Source organism: Phenylobacterium sp. SCN 70-31, from assembly GCF_001724605.1.
Lineage (GTDB): Bacteria > Pseudomonadota > Alphaproteobacteria > Caulobacterales > Caulobacteraceae > Phenylobacterium.
In genome coordinates this window covers 22,712-37,880 of record NZ_MEEX01000038.1, presented here as the reverse complement: position 1 = coordinate 37,880, position 15,169 = coordinate 22,712, and the positions used below count along the sequence as shown (strand labels likewise).

Below are 15,169 nucleotides of genomic sequence, written 5' to 3'. Positions count from 1 at the left end.
ATCCTGGTGCCGCTGCCGACCGAGGGCGTCGAGATCGTCCAGGGCCAGCAGGTGTTCGGCGATCCCGACGCGCCGCACGGCCACATGCACATCCGGTTCAACAACGCCCGCGTGCCGGCCTCGAACATGCTGCTGGGCGAAGGCCGCGGCTTCGAGATCAGCCAGCTCCGCCTGGGTCCCGGCCGTATCCACCACTGCATGCGCGCCATCGGTTCGGCCGAGAAGGCGCTGGACCTGATGGTCACCCGCGGCCTGACCCGCGTGGCGTTCGGCAAGCCGATCATCCAGCTCGGCGGCAACATCGAGAAGGTCAGCCGCGCCCGGATCGAGATCGAGGCCATGCGCCTGATGGTGCTCAAGGCCGCGAAGGCCATGGACGTTCTGGGCAACCGCGAGGCCCGCATCTGGATCCACATGGTCAAGGCCATGGTCCCCGAGCGGGTCTGCGACATCATCGACCAGGCGATCCAGATGCACGGCGCGCTCGGCGTGTCGCAGCACACCCCGCTGGCCCGCATGTACGCCAACACCCGCACCTTGCGGATCGCGGACGGTCCGGACGAAGTCCACCACATGGTGGTGGGCCGCAACGAGCTGCAGCAGTACCGGGAAATGCCGGCCGACCCGTCGATGGCGGCGGTCTTCCGGAACTAGAGACGGACAGAGCCGGCATCGGGCTGAACGTCAGGGCCTCCGCTGCGGCGGGGGCCCTTTCGTTTGTGCGGAAAGGTTGATCATCCGGATCAACCTTGGCTGCGGTTCGTCTTTCGGAGTAGGCGAGCGCCGATCCCGGCGGATAGGACATTCGCCATCCCGCCCGACCCTCCGGCCGACGCCGGCCGTCGAGGCGCTTCAGACGGCGCTCGCCCGATGCGGCTCGCAGCGCCCGACCGGTCCCGCGCGCGACGCGCAGCCGGTCAGCGACTGGAGGCGGCCTGTGCCCGCCTCACGGGGCTGGCCGCTATTCCGGAGGACTTCCATGACATCGCTCACGGCCGCATTCCTGCTCGCCATGGCCTTCCTGACCGCCCTGCTCTCGGGCGTCATCGGCATGGCGGGCGGCCTTGTCCTGATGGGGGCGCTGGCCCTGGTGCTGCCGGTCCAGGCGGCCTTCGTCACCCACGGCCTGCTCCAGTTCGTGGCCAACGGTTGGCGGGCCTTCCTGCATCGCCGGCACGTCCGCTGGAGCATCGTCGGCTGGTACGCCCTGGCGTCGCTGATCGCAGGCCTGGCGGTGGCGGCGCTGTCGATCGTCCCGTCGAAGCCGGTGCTCTTCCTGTTGATGGGGTTGGTGCCCTTCCTCACCTGGTTGCCGCAGGGGTGGATCCGGCTGGACGCCGCGCGGCCGCCCCAGGCGTTCCTGTCGGGCCTGTCGGTGACGGGCCTCAACCTGACCGCCGGCGTCGCCGGGCCGCTACTGGACATCTTCTTCGTCCGCACCGAGCTCAATCGCCACGCCATCGTGGCCACGAAGGCTGCGACCCAGGTGTTCTCCCACCTGTCCAAGGTGGTGGTCTATGGCGCGCCCCTGCTGACGGGCGCCACGATCGCCGGGACGCCGCCGCTCTGGCTGTTCGCCCTGGCGCTCCCGTTGTCGATGGCTGGCACGTTCGTCGGCGGCCTGATCCTGGATCGGATGAACGACGTCAACTTCAAGCGCTGGACCCGCTGGATCGTGACCGCCATCGGCGTGGGCTATCTGATCCGCGCCGCGCAGCTCTTCGCCGGCGGCGCCTGAACCCGGTTACGCCTGACCCCGGTTACGCCTGAGCGGGGCATGAAAAAAAGGCCGGGTCCAAGGGACCCGGCCGGGAAGTCTTTAGGGAGGAAACGCCCAGGAATGGGCACGCCTTCAGGTATGTCGGCCAAGCGCCGCCGCAAGGGGTCGGCGCCAACTTTTTTCACCTGGGCGGAAAAAACGTCGCGCTGCGGGAATTGGTATGCGCCTTGGCCCGGAAGCGGACATTTCCGTCAGACCGAATGGTCCCTATAGCCGTGATCTTGCCGGAGGGCCGAGGTCGATGAAGCTCATTCCCACCCCGCTCGAAAACGCCTTCGTTCGACTCGAGCCGATGGCCGAGACGCACCGCGAGGGTCTGGAGGCGGCGGTCAACGCCGACGCGGCGATCTGGACCGAACTCTATCCCGTCTCGTGGGCGGGGGCGCACTTCGCGCCGACCTGGAGCCGGCTGATGTCCGACGCCGCCGCGGGCCACACCCAGCCCTACGCCGTGGTCGCCGGAAACGAGGTGGTGGGGATCACCACCTTCTACGCGATCGATCCGCCCAATGCGGCGGTGGAGGTGGGCGGCACCTACTACCGGCCCGACCGTCGGGGCGGCCCGGTGAATCCCTCGGCCAAGCGGCTGATGATGGGCCACGCCTTCGAGGCCGGCGCCCGCCGCGTCGCCTATCGGGTCGACGCCCTGAACCTCCGCAGCCGCGCCGCGGTGCTCAAGCTGGGCGCCGTCCAGGAGGGAATCCTGCGGCAGGACCGCCAGACCTGGACCGGCCGCGTCCGTGACACGGTGATCTTCTCGATCCTCGAGACCGAATGGCCCGCCGTACGCGACCGCCTCGACGCGCGCATCGCCGCGTTCGGGGCGTCGCCTCAGTGGGGTACGTAGCTCCGCAGGACATCGTCGATGATGCGTTCGAGCTGCTCCAGCGTGCCGCACTGCTTGGCTACATGGCAGAACCGGGCGTAGCGATACATGACGCTGTCGCCCTGGGCCCAGTAGCTCTCGGGTTCCGGGTTCAGCCAGATCACCGCCCGCGAACGGTCGTGGATCTCCTTCATCAGGTCGAGGCGCGGGTCGGCGAAGTTCGAGCGGCCATCGCCCAGGACGATCACCGTCGTGCGCCGGTCCAGCTTGTCCAGATGTTGCTCCGAGAAGTCCTGGAGCGCCCGCCCGTAGTCGGTCTGCTGGAAGCCGATCTCCTGCAGCACCTTGAAGATCGCCTGCTCGACGCCGTGGTCGTCCAGGATGTCGTTCACGCTGATAAGCCGGCCCGAGAAGGCGAAGGCCTCCAGGCGGTCCACCACCTCGTTCAGGGAGTAGAGAAAGGTCAGCAGGAACTGGGCGGCCGCGGCCACCGACTTCGAGACGTCGCAGATCGCCACGATCGACGGCTTGTCGACCTTCTTGACCTTGAACTGGATGTCGAACGGCACGCCGCCGTAGGCCAGGCTGCGGCGCAGGGTCTTGCGGACGTCGAGGTGACCCTTGTGCGCCACGTGGCGGCGGCGCGAGTACTTGGCGGCCAGCCGCTTGGCCATCTTCTTCACCAGGGCGGCCATCAGCTCGTAGTCCACCGGATCGACGCCGCCGTCGGCGTTGAGCTGCTTCCGCGCCAGCCGCTCCTCGCGCAGCTCCCGGGCCGAGCCGGCGGCGTAGAGGTCGTGCTGGCGGGCGACATAGGCCTGGGCCTGCTCGAACAGCCCCCGACGGGCCGCCTCCAGCCGGTCGGCCAGGCCTTCGCCCTCGCCGCCGGGCAGGCGTCGCGCATTGGCGATGATCCGCTCGATCTCCTCCAGGCCCATCTCCTCCAGCAGGCGGCGCGTCAGCCGCGAGCGCTGGGTGGAGAGGCGGATCTCGGATACGCCCGCGCGGGCGGCGGCGGACTCCATCGATTGCTGTATGGCCGCGACGTCGCCCTGGAGCACGGCCTGGGCCAGCGGTGAGCCTTCGGCGGCGGCCATGTCGGCTTCGGACGGCCCTTCGTCCTGCGCGCCACCTTCGCTCTGGCTTTCCTCTTCGCTCCGGCTCGGGGACGCGGGCGGTCGCGCGGCGTCGCGCGCGAAGAAGGTTTCGAAAACGGCGTCGAACCGCGCCACCTCGTCGGACGACTTGGCCAGGGTGGCGCAGAGCGCGTCGCGGAACAGGTCGCGATCCGCATAGCCTACGACCGCCGCCGCCCGGCTGGCGTCGATCGCCTCGGCCGGCGACACCCGCACGTCCGAAGCCCGGAGCGCCCGGAAGAACTGTTCCAGCGTATGCTGCATGCCTACCTCTCCCGTCGCGTCGCGGAGGGTGCGAGGGGCCCGGGCGCCGCCCTCATCGCCGGTGCAGCAGCTCGACCACCTGCGGCTCGATCGCCGCGATGTCCTGCTCGAACTTCAGGATGACGTTCAGCGTCTCGCGCACCAGCTCGGGCTGGAGGCTGTCGGCGTGGAGCAGGACGAGCGCGCGCGCCCAGTCCACCGTCTCGGAGATCGACGGCGACTTGCGCAGGTCCATCGTCCGCAGCGACTGGACGAAGCCGACCAGTTCGCGGGTCAGCTTCGCTTCGATGCCGGGCACGCGGCTGGCGACGATACGCTCTTCCAGCGCCGCCTCGGGCAGCGGGATGTGCAGGTGCAGGCAGCGCCGCTTCAGCGCATCGCCCAGGTCGCGGACGTTGTTCGAGGTCAGGAACACCAGCGGCGGCGTCTTCGCCTTCAGCACGCCCAGCTCCGGCACCGAGACCTGGTAGGCCGACAGCACCTCGAGCAGGAAGGCCTCGAACGCCTCGTCCGACTTGTCGACCTCGTCGATCAGCAGGACGCAGCCGTCGTCCTCGCGCAGCGCCTTCATCAGCGGGCGCGGCTCCAGGAACGGCTCGGAGAAGAACAGGTCGCCCATCCCGTGCAGGCGGTCCATGGCCGCCTCCATGTCGGGCGCGTCGGCGAGCTGCTCGCCCATGCGGTCCTTCAGGATCTGGGTGTAGAGGAGCTGCTTGCCGTACTTCCATTCGTACAGCGCCTTGGATTCGTCGAGGCCCTCGTAGCACTGCATGCGGATCAGCGGCAGGCCGAGCAGGGCGGCGGTGGAGAGCGCCAGCTCGGTCTTGCCCACGCCGGCCGAGCCTTCCACCAGGATCGGCTTCTGGAGCTTCGCGGCCATGAACAGCGCGGTGGCGATGCGGCGGGACGCGATATAGCCCACAGAGCCCAGGCCCTCGATCAGGGCGTCGACGGAGCCGAGCGGATCGGCGGCGGCCGCGTTGGCGGCCGTAGGAGACGGAGTCAAATCAGGGGCTTTCGAAATGGATCGTGCGAAAGCCCGATTGTGCCAAGCGCGCCGCGTGTGTGCAAACGGCTGTTTGACGCGATCTCAGTGTTCGTGGTCGTCGTCGGCGTTCGGGTCGAGCAGCTTGTGCGCGTGGATGATGAAGTAGCGCATGAGGGCGTTGTCGACCGTCTGCTGCGCCTTGGCCAGCCAGGCCTGGCGGGCGGCCTGATAGGTCGGGAAGGCGCCGACGAGATCGACCTGGGTCAGGTCGCGGAACTCGGGCGCGCCGTCCAGCGATTTCAGTTCGCCGCCGATCACGAGGTGGAGAAGTTGCTTGTCAGACATGGCCGCCTTTCGAGGATTTTCTTGCGCCGTCCATCAATTTGACGCGCCAATATGCCGGACGCGGTCCAGGATCAATGGGGCCAGCGCCGGCGTGGCGCAGATCAGGCTCGCCTGCGAGGGCCGTGCGCGATTGTAGCGGAAGCCCGCGCCCGTGTGGTCGCCGACGAAGCAACCCGCTTCCCGTGCGATGAGATCGCCCGCCGCCACGTCCCAGTCCGACTTGCGCAGAGGCGCTACGGCGGCGTCGAAGTCGCCCGCCGCCACCAGGCACATCCGGTAGGCGGTGGAACTGCGCGGCTCCACCCGCATGGCGGGCCACGGCGTGGGCCATGACCAGTGGGAGAACACCATTGAATCCCCGGCCATCCGACAGTCGGCGAGGTCGAGGGCCCGGCTGGGGCGGATCGCCTCGCCGTTGCGGGTCGCCCCCTCGCCCGCCGCCGCGGCGTAGGTCTCGTCGGTCTCGGGCGCGAACACCACGGCGGATGTGGGCAGACCGTCCTCCACCACGGCGATCGCGACCGACCACCAGGGCCGGCCGTTCAGGAAGGCGCGCGTCCCATCGATGGGATCGACCACGAAGATGCGCCGTCGGTCCAGGCGGTCGCGGTCGTCGGCGGTCTCTTCGGAGAGCCAGCCGTAGTCGGGGCGCGCCGTGCGCAGGCGTTCCGTCAGCAGGCGGTCGGCCGCGAGGTCGGCGTTCGTCACCGGCGAGCGATCCTCGGGCTTGTAGTCCACCTCCAGCCCGCGGCGGCGGATGTCGCGGGCCAGGGCTCCGGCCTCGTGCGCGGCGTCGAGGATGAGCGCCAGGTCGGCGTCCGTGCCGGGATGCGTCATCGGCCGGCGATGGCCACCGCATCGACCAGCAGCGAGGGCGCATTCGCGGCGCCGCGGATTTCGAGGTCCGAGCCCGGCACGATGCGGCCGAAGATGTCGATCAGGTTGCCCGCCACGGTGATCTCGTTGACCGGATAGGCGATCTCCCCGCCCTCGAACCAGAAGCCCGAACAGCCCACCGACCAGTCGCCCGTATGGGCGTTCAGGGACGGCCCGAACATCGAGGTGACGAGGAGTCCGGCGCCGGCGTCCCGCATCAGTTCGGCCTGGCTCCGGCCGCCGGGCAGAAGGGTGAGGTTCGAGGTCGACACGCCGGGCGGCCCGGCCAGCCCGCGCGAGGCGTGACCCGTGGTCTCGAGGCCGAGCTGGCGCGCACTGGGGCAGTTGAGCAGCCAGGTGGTCAGCACGCCGTCGTCGATCAGGCGACGCTTGGCGTTGGCCACGCCCTCGTCGTCGAAGGGGCTGGAGCCCAGGCCGCGGAGGCGGTGCGGATCGTCCTCGACGACGACGCCGGGGGCGAAGATCCGGTCGCCCAGCCTGTCCTTCAGGAACGACGCGCCGCGGGCGATGGCGGGACCCGAGATGGCCCCGATCAGGGGGCTGATGAGCGAGCTGGCCAGCCGGTTCTCGAAGATCACCGGCGCGGTGGTCGAGGCGATCTTGCGGGCGCCCAGGCGTCCGGCCGCCCGGCGGCCGGCTTCGGCGCCGAGGCGCTCGGGCGGCGGCAGGTCGGCTTCCCATCGGGTGGAGCGGCCGTCGTAGCCGGTCTCCATGCCGTTCTCGTCGCCGGCGATGGCCGAGGCGCCGATCGAGAAGCCCGAGGCCCGGTGGACGCCTTCGAAGCCGGCGCTGGTGACCATGACCCACCGGCTGGAGGACCAGCCGCCGGTGGCGCCGTCTGTGTTGGTGACGCCGGGCGCGGCCCGCGCCGCCGCCTCCGCCGCACGTGCGCGTGCTTCCAGCGCCTCGGCGGTCGGCTCGGTCGGGTCGTAGAGGTCGAGGTCGGGCAGGGGGCCTCGGACCAGCTTTTCGGGTTCGGCCAGGCCCGCATAGGGGTCTTCCGGGGCCAGCTTCGCCATCGCGACCGCCCGCTCCACCAGCCGGGCCCGGGCGCCCGGCGAGATGTCCGATCCGGACACCGTGGCCTGCCGCCGGCCCACGAACACGCGCAGGCCGAGATCGCGCGATTCCTCGCGTTCGACCTCTTCGAGGTCTCCGTCGCGTACGGTGATCGACAGGCTGCGCCGTTCCGCGCCCACGGCTTCGGCCGCGTCCGCACCGGCCTTGAGGGCGGCGGCCACGACGTCGTTCAGAAGGTTTTCGTCCATCGGCGGGATATGGCCGACGCCGGGCCGCGCCACAACCCGCCAGCCTGTCCCGCGACGGTCCGTCTCCCGCCCGCCGGCCTCAGGGGATGGCGTAGAACAGAAGGGCGGCGGCGATCGCGACGAGGCTGATCCACGTGGCCAGGACGCCGCCCGCCCGCGGCAGCGACGCCCCGGTCGAACGGGACAGGCCCACGGCGTGCGCGATCCGCCCGGCGAACAGGATCAGCCCGATGGGGTGGATGAGGAGCGGCGGCGCGCCCACCAGCGCCAGCAGGCTCAGGCCCGCCAGCGCCGCCGGCACATACTCGGTCGCGTTCCCGAACGCGCGGATGGCCTGTTGCAGCGCCGGCACGCCGCCGTCGCCGATCTCGACCCGGTGTTTTCGCCGCTGGCGCGTCACCAGCACCGACAGCACGAGGAGCAGGACGATGTGCAGGCCCGCCCACAGGGCGGCGGCGTGCGCCGAGGTCGTCGGGTCCATCAGGGTCTCCTATTCGACCGGCCGGCCGCTTCCGGGCAGGCCCAGGCTGGCCCATTTCGCGGTCACCGTCTCCGCGACGTCGGGGTCCATGCCCAGCTTCCGGCCCCACTCGCGATGGGTCTCTGGCGGCCACTTGTCGGTGGCGTCGAGGCCGATCTTGGACCCCAGGCCGCTCTCGGGAGAGGCGAAGTCCAGGTAGTCGATCGGCGTGTTCTCCACGACGGTGATGTCGCGGGCCGGGTCCATGCGGGTCGAGACGGCCCACATGACGTCCTTCCAATCGCGGGCGTCGACGTCGTCGTCCACGACGATCACCCACTTCGTGTACATGAACTGCCGGAGATAGCTCCAGACGCCCATCATCACGCGTTTGGCGTGGCCGGGGTACGCCTTCTTCATCGAGACCACGGCGATCCGGTAGCTGCAGCCCTCGGGGGGCAGCCAGAAGTCGACGATCTCGGGGAACTGCTGGCGGATCAGGGGGATGAAGACCTCGTTCAGCGCCTCGCCCAGCACCGAGGGCTCGTCCGGCGGCCGGCCGGTGAAGGTGGTGAGGTAGATCGGGTCCTTGCGCATGGTGACGGCGGTCACCTGGAAGACGGGAAAGCGCTCGACCGAGTTGTAGTAGCCGGTGTGGTCGCCGTACGGGCCCTCGTCGGCGTACTCGTCCAGCAGGACGTAGCCTTCCAGCACGATCTCGGCCTGGGCCGGAACCATCAGGGGCACGGTCTTGGCCGGCACGAGGTCGAGCTTCGATCCGCGCAGCAGCCCGGCGAACTGGTATTCCGACAGCGTGTCGGGGACGGGCGTCACCGCGGCCAGGATCGTGCCCGGATCGGCGCCGATGACCGCGCAGGCGGGAAGCGGGTCGCGCTTGCCCTCGGCCTTCCAGCGCCGATGGTGCTGAGCGCCCCCGCGATGCGCCAGCCAGCGCATGATGGTGCGGTCCTTGCCCAGCACCTGCATCCGGTAGATGCCCAGGTTGTAGTCGTCCTCCCGCGAGTCCGACGGCCCTTTCGTCACCACCAGGGGCCAGGTGATGAGCGGCGCGGGCTCGCCCGGCCAGCAGCCCTGGATCGGCAATTTCGTCAGGTCGATCCGGTCGCCCGTGAGCACCACCTGCTGCACCGGGCCGCTCTTGCGCACCTGCGGGCGCATCCCCAGAACGGTCTTCGCCAGGGGCAGCATGTCCATGGCGTCCTTCAGCCCGCGCGGCGGCTCGGGCTGTCGCAGGAAGGCCAGCAGTTCGCCCACCTCGCGCAGTTCGGCGGCGGTGGTGCGCTCGCGCTTCTCCAGGGTGACGCCCATGGCCACCCGCTTCACCGTTCCGAACAGATTGACCAGGCAGGGCATGGACGAACGTTCGCCATCGGCCATGACGACGTTCTCGAACAGCACGGCCGGCCCGCCGTCGCGCAGCAGCCGCCGCTGGATCTCGGTCATCTCCAGGTGGGTCGAGACGGGCTCGGTCACGCGGACCAGTTCGCCGGCGGCTTCCAGTTTCGAGATGAATTCGCGCAGCGAGCGATAGGCCATGCGGCGGTTTACCCGCGCCCGCCGAACGGGTCTAGGATGGGGGCATGGCCCGCCTGGACCTCGACGACCTGCCACCCAAGATCGCCGCCCTCCTCGAAGGTCTGTCCGAGGGCGACGACCTGACGCTCGTCCGGCGCGGGGCGGTGGTGCGCCGGCTCACCGCGGGGGCGGCTGCGGTCGCCGAGGCGCCCCCCGCCGATCAGCCGCCCGAACAGCACATGGCCGAGGTGTTCGAGACCTTCCGCTCGGCGATCGAGGACGAATTCTAGGCGGTCCTATCCGCGGGATCAGTCGTCCCCGCGCCCGGCTTCCCAGGCCTTCACCGCCGCCTTCTTCGCGATCTTGCGGAAGCGACGCTCCAGGAAGGCGCGGAACGATCCGGCGTCCAGCGTCGCCATGCGCGCCAGCACGCTGGGATAGTCCTTGTAGTGCGCCGTGAAATGGAACGTCTCGGGCTCGGCCTCGATCAGCATCTCGCGCTCGTCGAACGGAACGTCCATCAGCACCAGGGAGTCGTCCTCGTGGCGCAGGCGGGTGAAGAACTTGCCGTTCACCTTGAACGAGGGGCGCCCGTAGCTGGTCCCCTCCTCCGCGTCGGGGAAGGCGAGCACGATGGCGGTCATCTCGTCGCGGGTCATGGCGCGGGTCCTCCGACGCCGATCATGCGCCGGCCGGAGGCGTCGTCAAACCCGCGGCTCAGGCGGCGTAGGCCGACAGCACCTCGGCCAGGCGGTCGCCGCGGATGGGCTTGCCGATATGCTCGTTCATCCCGGCTGCGAGGCAGGCGGCGATATCGTCGTCGCTGACCGCGGCGGTCATGGCGACAATGGGCGCTCCGGCGCGCGCGCCGTCCAGCGCGCGGATGCGGCGGCTGGCCTCCAGGCCGTCCATCACCGGCATGTGGATGTCCATGAAGATCAGGTCGAAGTCCTCGCGGCCGGCCACGGCCACCGCCGCGGCGCCGTCCTCGCACTCGGCGACGTCGCAGCCGAACGCGACGAGGAAGGCGGTGACCACCTGGCGGTTCACCGGATGGTCGTCGACGATGAGGACCCGCAATGCGCCCGGAGAGGCGGCGGCCTCGGGTCCCGCCCGGGGTTCCGGCACGGCGAGGGGCGCGGCCGCTGCGCCGGGGGCGGTCGCGCCCGGGGCGCTCCGCGGCAGGGGGATCTCCAGCCAGAACTCCGAGCCCTTGCCGAGCTGGCTGCGGACGCCGATCCGGCCGCCCATCAGGTCCGCCAGCGCCCGGCTGACCGAAAGGCCCAGGCCGGCGCCGCCGAAACGGCGGGTCGCGCCGGCGTCGGCCTGCCAGAACGGATCGAACAGGCTGGCGGCGAGGGCCGGATCGATGCCGATGCCGGTGTCGCGCACGGTGATGCGGATCACATCGTGGTCGTCGTCGCGGCTGACGATCTCGCCGGTGACGACCACCGCGCCGTCGGGGGTGAACTTCACCGCGTTGCCGATCAGGTGGCGGACGATCTGGCCCAGCCGACGGGCGTCGCCCGTGTGCCCGGCGCCGCAGCCCTCGTCGATATCCGCGCTCACGGTCAGGGGTTTGCCGGTCGCCAGCGGTCGCGCCAGGTTGACGGCGTCCAGCAACAGGTCGCGGACGTTCAGCGGCGCCTCGACCAGCGCGAGGCCCTCGCGCTCCATCTGCGAGAAGTCGAGCACGTCGTCGACGAGGCCGGCCAGGGCCTCACCGCTGGTCTGGATGGCCCCGACGTGCGCGCGGGCGTCGGGCGTCAGGTCGCCGCGGCCGGCCAGGAGCTGGGCATGGCCGATGACGCCATTGAGGGGCGTGCGCATCTCGTGGCTCATGGTGGCCAGGAACCGCGACTTCGCCTCGGCGGCCGCGTCGGCGCGCCGGCGAGCGGTCCGCACCACCGTCAGCACCCGCTTGAGCCGTGCGCCGGCGCGGTCCCGCTCGCTGAGAAGCGCCACGGCCACCAGGCTCGAGAGCGCCAGGGTGGCCAGATAGATCTGCAGGACCAGCATGCGGGTTCCGACGTCGGCGTAGGCCGCCGCGATCGGCCCGCCGCCCTCGATGGTCAGGTACGCCGCCAGAAAGGCCACCATGACCAGTGCGCCCGCCATGTGGGGCGGCGACAGGCGGAACGTCGCCATCAGGACCACGGCGAAGATGAGAAACAGGAACGGGTGCGTGGCGGGGGGCGAAAAGACCGCCGCCGTGACCAGGGCCAGCCCCGCGAACCAAGCCGCCCGTTCGACGAGGCGGGTCCTGGCCGTTCCCGGGTAGCGCGCATGCCGGGCGATGAGCAGCACGGCGGGCACGGCCACCGACATGCCCAGGAAGTCGCCGCCGGCATAGGCGAACCAGAGCGGCAGGGGCGGGGCGTCGAGGGCGACCGCCAGGACCGTCGTCGCCAGCGTGCCGGCGATCAGCGTCGCGGGCAGGAAGCCCAAAAGGACCATCGCCCGAAGTCGCTTGACGCGGGTCAGGTCCAGCGCCGCCCCGCCGACCCGGCGGACGAGGAAGGCGGCCAGCAGGGCCTCGAACACGTCGGTCGTCGCGATCACCGCGCAGGCGGCCAGCGAATTGCTCCCCAGCACGAAGCCGAAGCCGAAGTCGGCCACCCAGGCGGCCGCGCACATGGCGATGGCCTGGCCCCGGGGAAGCAGCAGGATGGCCGCGCACAACAGGCCGTTGCACAGCCACAGCACGGCCAGTCCGCCGCTGCCCTCGCTCTCGGTGAACGCGAACGCCACGACGGCCAGGGCCACATAGGCCACCACCAGGGCGGGCGCGAGGAGGGGCGAGCGGCGTGGCTGGGCCGATCGGAAGAGGCGCGGGCGGCGGGGCGCAGGCGCGTGCGCGCCCACCGCCGCCGCCATCGCCCCTGCGCCGTTCTGCGCCATGCCCGCCCCGTCTCCCCGCCGGCCGCCTGACGGGGCCATGCTCGAGCTTTCCTCCGCGCTCAACGAAGCGGCGGGGAAGGCCCTTTGTCCAGGGCCATCGCACGGTGTCCGGCTTTGAGGAACGGTAAAGCGGTGGCCCGCGGACGTCTTGCCGCGACCGGATGTCGCATCAGTAGGCCAGCGCCACGCCGTCCTTCCGCATCTCGGTGGCGGCCGCCCACCGGCCCGGCCAGCGCTGGATGGCCTGATAGCCGCCGTACACGCCCGGCGCGGGCTTCAGCGTCCAGCCCAGTTTCGCCAGCGCCGCCTTCGTCGTCTCGGGCGTCCCGGTCTCCAGGTTGAGCACGCCGGGCTGGCCCATGTCCTCGCCGGTGGGCTCGGTTCCCCCGTCGTGGTGCCAGCGGGGCGCGTCCCCCGCCTCCTGCACCCCCAGTCCGAAGTCCACGAGGTTCGAGATCACCTGCGCCTGGCCCTGGGGCTGCATGCCGCCGCCCATGACCCCGAAGCTGAGCCAGGGCTCGCCGCCGCGGGTGGCGAAGCCGGGGATGATAGTCTGGAACGGCCGCTTGCCGGGCGCGTAGACGTTGGGGTGCCCGTCGGCCAGGGCGAACAGCTCGCCCCGGTTCTGGAGCATGAACCCCAGGCCGTCGGGCATCAGGCCCGAGCCCATGCCCCGATAGTTGGACTGGATGATCGACACCATCATCCCGTCGGCGTCGGCGGTGGTGAGATAGGTGGTGTCCCCCTGGGTGGGCGCGCGGCCCGGGAAGACCGTGTCCAGGATGCGGTCGGGCCGGATCAGCCGCGCGCGTTCGGCCGCGTAGTCGGCGGAGAGCAGCCAGTCGATCGGCTGCTCGTAGAAGGCGGGGTCGGCGTAGAAGCGGGCGCGATCCTCGAAGGCCAGGCGCTTGGCCTCGACGCCGTGGTGGATCGCCTGGGCCGACTGGAAGCCCATGCCCCTCAGGTCGAACCGGTCCAGCATCGCCAGCATCTGGAGCGTGACATAGCCCTGGGTGTTGGCCGGCAGCGCCCAGACGTCGGTGTCGCGATAGCGGACGCTGCGCGGCTCGACCCACTCGGTGCGGTGGGCCGCCAGGTCGGCGCGGGTCATCCAGCCGCCGATGCGCCGGAAATAGCGTTCGAGGGTCTCGGCGATCTCGCCCTCGTAGAAGGCGCGCCCGCCGCCCTCGGCGATCAGGCGGTAGGTGCGCCCCAGGGCGGGGTTGCGGAACACCTCCCCTTCACGCGGCGTGCGCCCGTCGGGCGCCCAGACCTTCCGGAAATTGTCCAGCTCCTCGATGGCCGGGTTCTTCGAGAAGCTTCGGTTCGAGGCCTCGAGATAGAACGCCTGGTTCTGGACCACCGGCGTCCCCTCTTCGCACGCCCGGATCGCCGGTTGCAGCAGGTCCTTCCAGGGCAGCCGGCCATAGCGTCCGTGCAACGTCCACCACGCGTCCACGCAGCCGGGCGTGCTCACCGAGATCGCGCCGTGCGACGGGATCAGCCCCTTGGGCGTGGCCCGGGCTCGCACCGCCTCCAGCGACAGGCCCCGCGGGCTGCGCCCCGATCCGTTGAGCCCCACGACCTTGCGGGTCTTCGGGTCCCACAGCAGCACGAAACAGTCGCCGCCGATTCCGCAGGCGGTGGATTCGCCGTAACCCAGCACCGCATTGGCCGCGATGGCGGCGTCCACGGCCGAGCCGCCGGCCCGCAGCATGTCGAGGGCCGCCAGCGTGGCCAGCGGATGCGCCGTCGCCGCCGCGCCGTGGGTCCCCCACGCCGCCGACCGGCTGGCGAAGGTGGCGCCGTCGATCCGGTCGCCGGGCCGCACGTCGGGCCGGTTGCGGTCGGGGTTCTCGGCCCGGCTGCCGGCGAGCGCCGGCCCTGCGGCGGCGGCGGGCAGCGCGGCCAGGAACGTACGTCGGCGCATGGCGGGCTCCGGTATGGCTTCCGGAGAGGTTAGCAGGCCCAGCGCGGCGCGCGACGATCCATCATGGGGCGGCCTCCAGCCCGAGGAAGTCCAGAGCGTCGCCGATCGGGATGAAGAAGTTGAGGGACGACCCTTTTGCGGGGTCGATCACACTGTGCGTGATACCCACGACCACGACCTTCTCGTCCAAAAGCGGCCCGCCGCTGCTGCCCTGGGTGACCGGCACGTCGCTCTGGATGAAGTTGAAGCCGTCGATGATCCGGGTCGCCGACACCACGCCGCGGGTGACGGTGTTCTGAAGGGTCGGATCGAGCGGCGTCCCGATGGCGAAGACCGCCGAACCGAGGCCGCTGCCCCCCCGCCTGCCCCGCAAACATCAATGCGCCCGCCAGCACGAACCAGAACCGTCGCATGGTTTCCCCCCAGAACCCCGGCCTTGTCTCACATCCTGAACGCGAACCTTCAAGCCGCGCCCGCTTCGCTCCACACGGCCAGCTCGTTGCCCGCCGGGTCGCGGAAGTGGAAGCGGCGGCCGCCGGGGAAGCTGAAGATGGGGCGCACGATCTCGCCGCCCGCCGCGCGCACCTTCGCCTCCATGGCCTCCAGGTCGTGGGCGTAGAGGATCACCAGGGGCTTGCCGGCGGCTGCGTCCCCGTCGGCGTCGAAGCCGCCGTCCAGGCCCTGGTCGAAGGCGGCGTAGGTCGGTCCGTAGTCGGTGAACCCCCAGCCGAAGGCCTGGGCGTAGAAGGCCTTGCTGGCGGAGAGGTCGCCGCCGGGCAACTCCACATAGTCGATCTGACCGTCCTGGCGCATGTCGAAGTTCCTTGTTTGTTCCGAA

General features: G+C 70.7%; 16 protein-coding genes. 4 read left to right on the top strand and 12 right to left on the bottom strand.

The genetic code is table 11. From position 1 onward, the window contains the following. From ABS78_RS21380 to ABS78_RS21370, 3 genes are all read left to right on the top strand, one after another. On the top strand, positions 1-654 hold a 654-nt coding region (locus ABS78_RS21380), incomplete at its 5' end, for an acyl-CoA dehydrogenase family protein (protein ID WP_293384347.1). A gap of 325 nt (positions 655-979) precedes the next feature. Further along, complete coding sequence (locus ABS78_RS21375) at positions 980-1,738, top strand: sulfite exporter TauE/SafE family protein (RefSeq protein WP_293384344.1); 759 nt, start codon at positions 980-982, stop codon at positions 1,736-1,738. Positions 1,739-2,021: 283 nt separating this feature from the next. Further along, a complete protein-coding gene (locus ABS78_RS21370) occupies positions 2,022-2,627 on the top strand; it encodes a GNAT family protein (RefSeq protein ID WP_293384341.1) in 606 nt (201 codons plus the stop codon). Here ABS78_RS21370 and ABS78_RS21365 read toward each other — a convergent pair. The 7 genes from ABS78_RS21365 to ABS78_RS21335 all read right to left on the bottom strand — a co-directional run bounded on the left by ABS78_RS21365 (position 2,612) and on the right by ABS78_RS21335 (position 9,521). Next, positions 2,612-4,006 carry a VWA domain-containing protein gene (locus ABS78_RS21365; protein WP_293384338.1) on the bottom strand — a complete coding sequence of 465 codons (1,395 nt, stop codon included), beginning with the start codon at positions 4,004-4,006 and terminating at the stop codon, positions 2,612-2,614. The two genes, ABS78_RS21370 and ABS78_RS21365, sit on opposite strands and share 16 nt — an antisense overlap. A gap of 52 nt (positions 4,007-4,058) precedes the next feature. Next, positions 4,059-5,012, bottom strand: a complete 954-nt coding sequence (locus ABS78_RS21360; RefSeq protein ID WP_293384335.1) for a MoxR family ATPase — start codon at positions 5,010-5,012, stop codon at positions 4,059-4,061. 84 nt (positions 5,013-5,096) lie between these two features. Further along, complete coding sequence (locus ABS78_RS21355; RefSeq protein ID WP_293384332.1) at positions 5,097-5,339, bottom strand: DUF4170 domain-containing protein; 243 nt, start codon at positions 5,337-5,339, stop codon at positions 5,097-5,099. Between the two features lie 33 nt (positions 5,340-5,372). Continuing rightward, positions 5,373-6,176, bottom strand: coding sequence for a 3'(2'),5'-bisphosphate nucleotidase CysQ (locus ABS78_RS21350; protein WP_293384329.1), 804 nt, complete (start codon positions 6,174-6,176; stop codon positions 5,373-5,375). Continuing rightward, a complete protein-coding gene (locus tag ABS78_RS21345) occupies positions 6,173-7,504 on the bottom strand; it encodes a TldD/PmbA family protein (RefSeq protein ID WP_293384326.1) in 1,332 nt (443 codons plus the stop codon). Before ABS78_RS21345 ends, ABS78_RS21350 begins: the two co-directional genes overlap by 4 nt. Positions 7,505-7,583: 79 nt before the next feature. Then, positions 7,584-7,985, bottom strand: a complete 402-nt coding sequence (locus tag ABS78_RS21340; protein ID WP_293384323.1) for an MAPEG family protein — start codon at positions 7,983-7,985, stop codon at positions 7,584-7,586. Positions 7,986-7,994: 9 nt separating this feature from the next. After that, positions 7,995-9,521: a UbiD family decarboxylase gene (locus ABS78_RS21335; RefSeq protein WP_293384320.1), complete on the bottom strand. Its 1,527-nt coding sequence runs from the start codon at positions 9,519-9,521 to the stop codon at positions 7,995-7,997. A gap of 44 nt (positions 9,522-9,565) precedes the next feature. Here ABS78_RS21335 and ABS78_RS21330 point away from each other — a divergent pair, with 44 nt between their 5' ends. After that, positions 9,566-9,790 carry a hypothetical protein gene (locus ABS78_RS21330; protein ID WP_293384317.1) on the top strand — a complete coding sequence of 75 codons (225 nt, stop codon included), beginning with the start codon at positions 9,566-9,568 and terminating at the stop codon, positions 9,788-9,790. Between the two features lie 18 nt (positions 9,791-9,808). On the opposite strand, the gene ABS78_RS21325 is transcribed toward ABS78_RS21330, so the two are convergent. The 5 genes from ABS78_RS21325 to ABS78_RS21305 all read right to left on the bottom strand — a co-directional run bounded on the left by ABS78_RS21325 (position 9,809) and on the right by ABS78_RS21305 (position 15,144). Then, positions 9,809-10,159 (bottom strand): MmcQ/YjbR family DNA-binding protein, encoded by a 351-nt coding sequence (locus ABS78_RS21325; RefSeq protein ID WP_293384314.1) that lies wholly within the window; start codon positions 10,157-10,159, stop codon positions 9,809-9,811. A gap of 58 nt (positions 10,160-10,217) precedes the next feature. After that, positions 10,218-12,440, bottom strand: coding sequence for an ATP-binding protein (locus ABS78_RS21320; protein ID WP_293384311.1), 2,223 nt, complete (start codon positions 12,438-12,440; stop codon positions 10,218-10,220). Positions 12,441-12,570: 130 nt separating this feature from the next. Next, entirely contained in the window at positions 12,571-14,331 is a 1,761-nt protein-coding gene (locus tag ABS78_RS21315; protein ID WP_293384308.1) for a gamma-glutamyltransferase family protein, read from the bottom strand. 61 nt (positions 14,332-14,392) lie between these two features. Further along, positions 14,393-14,704 carry a trypsin-like peptidase domain-containing protein gene (locus tag ABS78_RS21310; protein ID WP_293384306.1) on the bottom strand — a complete coding sequence of 104 codons (312 nt, stop codon included), beginning with the start codon at positions 14,702-14,704 and terminating at the stop codon, positions 14,393-14,395. An 89-nt stretch (positions 14,705-14,793) separates the two neighbouring features. Then, entirely contained in the window at positions 14,794-15,144 is a 351-nt protein-coding gene (locus tag ABS78_RS21305; RefSeq protein ID WP_293384303.1) for a VOC family protein, read from the bottom strand. Positions 15,145-15,169 lie beyond the last annotated feature (25 nt).

Bases quoted from the DNA above. Each gene is read 5' to 3' on its own strand.
- ABS78_RS21305 (WP_293384303.1), bottom strand. From the start codon at position 15,144: ATGCGCCAGGACGGTCAGATCGACTATGTGGAGTTGCCCGGCGGCGAC.
- ABS78_RS21345 (WP_293384326.1), bottom strand. From the start codon at position 7,504: ATGGACGAAAACCTTCTGAACGACGTCGTGGCCGCCGCCCTCAAGGCC.
- ABS78_RS21365 (WP_293384338.1), bottom strand. From the start codon at position 4,006: ATGCAGCATACGCTGGAACAGTTCTTCCGGGCGCTCCGGGCTTCGGAC.
- ABS78_RS21330 (WP_293384317.1), top strand. From the start codon at position 9,566: ATGGCCCGCCTGGACCTCGACGACCTGCCACCCAAGATCGCCGCCCTC.
- ABS78_RS21315 (WP_293384308.1), bottom strand. From the start codon at position 14,331: ATGCGCCGACGTACGTTCCTGGCCGCGCTGCCCGCCGCCGCCGCAGGG.
- ABS78_RS21320 (WP_293384311.1), bottom strand. From the start codon at position 12,440: ATGGCCCCGTCAGGCGGCCGGCGGGGAGACGGGGCGGGCATGGCGCAG.
- ABS78_RS21335 (WP_293384320.1), bottom strand. From the start codon at position 9,521: ATGGCCTATCGCTCGCTGCGCGAATTCATCTCGAAACTGGAAGCCGCC.
- ABS78_RS21340 (WP_293384323.1), bottom strand. From the start codon at position 7,985: ATGGACCCGACGACCTCGGCGCACGCCGCCGCCCTGTGGGCGGGCCTG.
- ABS78_RS21370 (WP_293384341.1), top strand. From the start codon at position 2,022: ATGAAGCTCATTCCCACCCCGCTCGAAAACGCCTTCGTTCGACTCGAG.
- ABS78_RS21355 (WP_293384332.1), bottom strand. From the start codon at position 5,339: ATGTCTGACAAGCAACTTCTCCACCTCGTGATCGGCGGCGAACTGAAA.
- ABS78_RS21325 (WP_293384314.1), bottom strand. From the start codon at position 10,159: ATGACCCGCGACGAGATGACCGCCATCGTGCTCGCCTTCCCCGACGCG.
- ABS78_RS21375 (WP_293384344.1), top strand. From the start codon at position 980: ATGACATCGCTCACGGCCGCATTCCTGCTCGCCATGGCCTTCCTGACC.
- ABS78_RS21350 (WP_293384329.1), bottom strand. From the start codon at position 6,176: ATGACGCATCCCGGCACGGACGCCGACCTGGCGCTCATCCTCGACGCC.